Source organism: Streptomyces sp. NPDC049577 (genome assembly GCF_040675635.1).
Taxonomy (GTDB): Bacteria; Actinomycetota; Actinomycetes; order Streptomycetales; family Streptomycetaceae; genus Streptomyces.
The window spans coordinates 1-3,215 of the sequence record NZ_JBFAPH010000500.1 but is presented as its reverse complement, the minus strand read 5'-3'; the positions used below and the strand labels follow the sequence as shown (position 1 = coordinate 3,215).

Genomic DNA, 3,215 nt, shown 5'->3' with positions numbered 1-3,215 from the left:
CGAGCTGTTCCGCAGCCTCGGACGGATCTCGGCCCAGCGGCCACCGGTCGCCTGACGGGACGCGGTGTCACTGCCGGTCGCGCACGGAGAACTGCACGACCGGCGTGAGCAGACTCCGCCGGAAGGTGGCGACGAATCCCTCCGTGGTCCCCGTGTCGCGCGGCCGGCTGAGATACGGGGCGATGCGCTCCTCGAACTCGCGCACCCCCGGCTGGTCCGCCATGAAGCGGGCGACCGCGTCCAGGTCGCCCTCGTACTCGATGACCCGGACCAGGGTCGCGTCGCGGATGAACACGGCGGTCGACAGGATCGTCGCCTCCGGCCGCCCGGCGGCGTCCGCGACGACCGGGGACCGGACCCGCCGGAAGCTCCGGAACACCTCCATGATCTCTTTCTCGTGACCGGACTTGACGTCATAGGTGAGCGCGGCGAAAGGCATGGCGCCATCGCACCGCAGCCGCCTCGGGCCCGGCTCGAACATCACCTCCGCGGCCGCAGCCGGGCCGGCAGCAGGAACGTCAGCAGGAACGCCACCCCGAGGAACCCCGTCTCGTACCACAGGACATGGGCGAACGCCCGGGAGAAGCCCGCCGCGCGGGCCGGGTCCGGTGCGCCCGGGGCGACCTCGCCGGCCAGCAGGCCGAAGAAGAGCACGCCCAGCACCGCGACCCCCGCCGCCGCGCCCAGCTGGAGGGCGGTGTTGAGGACGCCGGAGGCGGAACCGGCGTCCCGCTCCGGCACGCCCGACAGCACGAGGTCGACGACGGGGGAGACCACCAGGCCCATGCCGAGTCCGACGACGACCAGTGACGGCACCAGCACCGGGACGCCGGTCGACGCCCCGTGACGACCGACCGTGAACATCAGCCCGAGCATGCCGGCCGCCATCACCGCGATGCCCGCGCTGAGCACGACGCGCCCCAGCCGCTGGGCGAGCAGGGGCGAGAACGAGGCCGTCACCATCGCCCCCAGCGCGTACGGCACGACGGCCAGGCCGGCGCCGAGCGCGGAGAAGCCCAAGCCGCTCTGCAGGTAGAAGGTGAACGGGAAGAAGAAGCCGCCGATGCCGGCGAAGAAGAACAGCAGCATGACCAGCCCGGTGGTGAACGCCCGCCGGCCGAACAGCGCCGGCTGCACCAGCGCGAAGCCGTCGCGCCGCTGCTTGGCCCGCTCGTGGCGGGCGAACAGCGCGAACAGCGGCACCGACGCGGCCATGACCGCGAACGACCAGGCCGGCCAGCCCAGTTCCCGGCCCTGCACCAGCGGATACAGCACCGCCAGCAGCGCCGCCGTCACCAGCAGCACACCCGTGACGTCCAGCCGCCGGCGCTCCGGGGCCCTCGACTCCCGCGCGTAGCGGGCCACCCCGGCCAGCGCCACCAGCCCCACCGGCAGGTTGATCAGGAAGATGGGCCGCCAGCCCCAGCCGAACAGATTCGCGTGGATCAGCAGGCCGCCGAGCACCGGCCCCAGCACCGAGGCCAGCCCGGAAAGGCCGCCGAACAGCCCGAAGACCCGGGCCCGTTCCCGCTCGGGGAAGGCCACCTGGAACGTCGACAGGCCCTGCGTCACCACCAGGGCCCCGGCCAGCCCCTGGACGACGCGCGCGACGACCAGCATCGCCGGGCCCGTCGCGGCGCCGCAGGCCGCCGACGCCGCGACGAACAGGCCGATCCCGGTCAGCAGCACCCGCTTGCGGCCCAGCATGTCGCCGATCCGGCCCGCCGTGACGAGGAACAGGGCGAACGTGAGGGTGTAGCCCTCCACGACCCACTGCAGGACCGCCCCGCTCGTGTGCAGCCGAGACTGGAGGCCGGGCAGGGCCACCACGATGATCGTGGTGTCGATGAGGTCGAGCGCCATCGCGACCAGCACGAAGACGGCCGCCCGCCAGCGCATCGGGTCGGGCGGCCGCGGATCGACCAGGGCGGGCTGCTCGGCTGCGGTCGTCATGGTGCACTCCGTCGGCGCCTCTCGCGAAGCCCGCGGAGCCGGCGCCTGGGGCCGCGGGCCGGGTGCGGCAGATGCTGACAGGCCCGGCTCGCGCGCCGCTGGAGCGGCCGCCCCGGCCGCCGGCGGCGGTGCGGGGCGCTGGACGTCCCTTCGAGCCGGTCTGTAGAACGCCCTGCCACGCTCGCGCGGACCGCGCCCGAACGCCACGACCTACGAGGAGGGGCCCGGCATGGCCGGACACACCGACAACAGCGTCGTCATCGACGCGCCGCTCGACCTGGTGTGGGAACGCACCAACGACGTGGCCTCCTGGCCCGAGCTGTTCAGCGAGTACGCCTCCGCCGAGATCCTTGAGACCGAGGACGACGGCACCGTGGAATTCCGGCTCACCATGCACCCGGACGAGGACGGGAAGGTGTGGAGCTGGGTCTCCCGCCGCACCCCCGACCCCGCCACCCGCACGGTGCGCGCCCACCGCGTCGAGACCGGCCCCTTCGACTACATGAACATCTACTGGGAGTACACCCAGCAGGACGACGGCGTCCGGATGCGCTGGGTCCAGGACTTCCACATGAAGCCGCAGGCACCCGTCGACGACGCCGGCATGACCGAGCACCTCAACCGCAACACCCGCGTTCAGATGGACCTGATCAAGCGGAAGGTCGAGGCCGCCGCCCGCCCCGGCGGGCCGGCCCGCTGACCGGAGGCAGCCGTGCTCACTTACCTCGCCCCGCTGGTGGTGCTCCTCAACGGGCTCGCCGCCGGCGTGCTCTTCGGCACCCAGCTCGGCGGATTCCCGCTGCTGGCCTCCCTGCCCGCCGACCGGTACGTCCACGCGCACGCGTTCTTCGCCACCCGCTACGACCCGTGGATGCCGATCTGCCTGATGGGCACCCTCGCCGGCGACATCGCCCTCGCGGCCACCGCGCCCGGCGCGGCCGCGAGCGTCCTGTTCGCGGCCGGGGCCCTGCTGGTGGCGTCGGTGAGCGCCATCTCCTGGTCCAAGAACGTGCCGATCAACCGCTGGGTCCAGACGCTCGACCCCGACAACCTGCCCGAGGACTTCGACGGCCTCGAACGGCGCGACCGGTGGGGCCGGTGGAACCGCCGCCGCGCCGTGCTGACCATCACCGCGCTGTGCGTCAACTGCGGTGCGCTCGTCGTCCAGTCGCCCAGCAGCCGGCACAGATCGGCGAGGTCCCCGGCCGCGCCGGTGCGCTCCAGCAGGGAGAGCGCGGCGCAGTAGTGCTCCTCGGCGGCCT

At 73.3% G+C, this 3,215-nt stretch carries 3 protein-coding genes and 1 pseudogene; 2 read left to right on the top strand and 2 right to left on the bottom strand.

Features of this window, described 5'->3' with window-relative positions:
- Positions 1-67: 67 nt before the first annotated feature.
- On the bottom strand, positions 68-439 hold the full coding sequence (locus tag AB0K09_RS31755; protein WP_366068851.1) for a SchA/CurD-like domain-containing protein: 372 nt from the start codon (positions 437-439) through the stop codon (positions 68-70).
- Positions 440-480: 41 nt separating this feature from the next.
- On the bottom strand, positions 481-1,953 hold the full coding sequence (locus AB0K09_RS31750; protein WP_366068850.1) for an MFS transporter: 1,473 nt from the start codon (positions 1,951-1,953) through the stop codon (positions 481-483).
- 229 nt (positions 1,954-2,182) lie between these two features.
- On the opposite strand from AB0K09_RS31750, the gene AB0K09_RS31745 reads away from it, so the two are divergent.
- Both AB0K09_RS31745 and AB0K09_RS31740 read left to right on the top strand, forming a co-directional pair.
- The gene (locus tag AB0K09_RS31745; protein ID WP_366068849.1) at positions 2,183-2,653 is read left to right on the top strand and encodes an SRPBCC family protein; all 471 of its coding nucleotides are present in this window, start codon (positions 2,183-2,185) and stop codon (positions 2,651-2,653) included.
- A 171-nt stretch (positions 2,654-2,824) separates the two neighbouring features.
- A pseudogene (locus AB0K09_RS31740) lies at positions 2,825-3,082 on the top strand (DUF1772 domain-containing protein); the annotation flags it as partial.
- Between the last annotated feature and the right edge of the window lie 133 nt (positions 3,083-3,215).